This window comes from Zooshikella ganghwensis DSM 15267 (assembly GCF_000428585.1).
Taxonomy (GTDB): domain Bacteria; phylum Pseudomonadota; class Gammaproteobacteria; order Pseudomonadales; family Zooshikellaceae; genus Zooshikella; species Zooshikella ganghwensis.
In genome coordinates this window covers 1-1,812 of the sequence record NZ_AUAF01000336.1, presented here as the reverse complement: position 1 = coordinate 1,812, position 1,812 = coordinate 1, and the positions used below count along the sequence as shown (strand labels likewise).

The window sequence follows — 1,812 nt, the reverse complement described above, 5'->3', positions numbered from 1 at the left end:
TAGTAATACGTAATACCAAAAGTGATACTAAATTACGTGAAAATCGTCAAAATAGCCGATAACAGAAGTTATCGGAAGTTTTTTCGAGGGGGTTGGGTATTCTGCGGTGGAGTAGGCGCACTAAGGGCACTAGTACATACATCAGTAGCTTCTGATATATCACTTGCGCCTTTTAAAGCATATTCAGAGAAATAAAAAAGCCCACAAAAGTGGGCTTTATATTGCTACTTTTTATTAATTAATTTTCTTTAAAGCTTATTTCTTGCGTATTATTATCTATTAAGGGCGAAAGACGAGGTCCAGCCTTTTGAACTTTTTTAGGGATAAATGCATCAATTGTATCTTTATCAACGGTACAAAAGTTTAATAAAAAATAAGCCATCATGCATAAGTAATCATATACAACAGACCTATACTTTTCCGTATTTGGCTGATCTTTATTTCTTTCTAATTGGCTTAATACTCTAGAAATAAATAAAGGAATAACATCATAATTATTACTTAAATAAAGAGCGATAATTTGGTTGGTATAACATACCATTGGATAGTCTCTGTGAGACATCTTATAGCACTGATCAGGTACTAAGTTTGTTTGATTTAAACAACTATGAAATTTTTTAAGTTCACCTTTCGACTCTTTAGAGCCTAACGGCAAAGACTCCACTCTTTTAGCCCTCTCTTGAAAGGTTTCACCATTTATTAATACATCGTTACTGTATTTCATACACTCAAAATATAAGACGTTTCCTTATTGGTTACATTACACTCTCTTATCTTGGGACTCTAATACTTCTTTAGCTTTCTCCAAGATAATGATTGTTGCATGAAACTCATCTGGTATCTCTGCTAGAAAGTCCATATTCAACGCCTTTTCAGGGTTTTTTCGGGCTATATCAACTAATAAGTCCATGTTTGACTGATCATAAATTCCAAAGTCATAGGATATATTCCAGTATTTAGAGCAACTTTTATAGTACCGGTTAAAAGCTTTTAATGATAAAAAGTGCTTAATGTCATCGTCACTTAGTGACTTGAGGAAGCAGCTAACTGCTTCCTCAAAAGTTTTTGGTGGAGAGGCTAGTTTTCTCATACCTTATCCTATAATAGTTTCGTCGGTATTGTTTCTAAAGTTGCACCAGGTAAGCTTTTTACTATTTCCTCTAATACTTGATTTACTCGCCAATATTGAAGCTGTGCCGGGCTTAAGCCTGTTGGTGGAACTATTTCTCCAGCTTTAAATTTAGCAATTACTTTTTGCATTGATTGCTTTTGTAAGTTATCGACATAACCATAGGCTGATGGAAAATCACCTTTATATCGAGTTAGTGAGTCTAGTGTTTCATCACTTAGTTTAATTACTGAAGTAAACTCTTCCCCAACTGCCCTTATTTCCCTTACTTGATGCGCAATACCTGTTGCAACATCCTCTGGGCCTAATGGTAAATTAGAAGGGTGATTATGTGTAAAAATATTACCTTTAAACTTCGTAAGCTCATCTTCATCAAATACGATTTTATTTGGAGTGTCGACATCAGCACTTCTTTTTACTAATACTTTACCCGTATCATCAATAACAAACCCTGTTTCGATCGGCTTTCCTACTATACTGGACTCAGCTTCCATTAAAGCCTTTTTAACTTCAGCAGAATGAGTTGGCAGAGTATTTTTCTTAATATCTGTCTTACCACACGTCCGCTTAGAGCCATTATGCACCAATGCCCCTTGCTGCCCCACAAAGTACGTGTGGTAGTCCTTGACTTCCAGGTTGTAGACGCTTTGTAGTGCGGGTTTGTATTCGGTGTGTTTGACGGT

At 35.8% G+C, this 1,812-nt stretch carries 3 protein-coding genes; all 3 read right to left on the bottom strand.

All coding sequences use genetic code 11. The features are described 5' to 3' along the window. Positions 1 to 238: 238 nt before the first annotated feature. Complete coding sequence (locus F607_RS0126700; RefSeq protein WP_027710425.1) at positions 239 to 724, bottom strand: hypothetical protein; 486 nt, start codon at positions 722 to 724, stop codon at positions 239 to 241. A gap of 36 nt (positions 725 to 760) precedes the next feature. Next, positions 761 to 1,090: a hypothetical protein gene (locus tag F607_RS0126695; protein WP_027710424.1), complete on the bottom strand. Its 330-nt coding sequence runs from the start codon at positions 1,088 to 1,090 to the stop codon at positions 761 to 763. Between the two features lie 8 nt (positions 1,091 to 1,098). After that, the coding region (locus F607_RS32175) for a hypothetical protein (RefSeq protein WP_038292542.1) at positions 1,099 to 1,812 on the bottom strand (714 nt) is incomplete at its 5' end.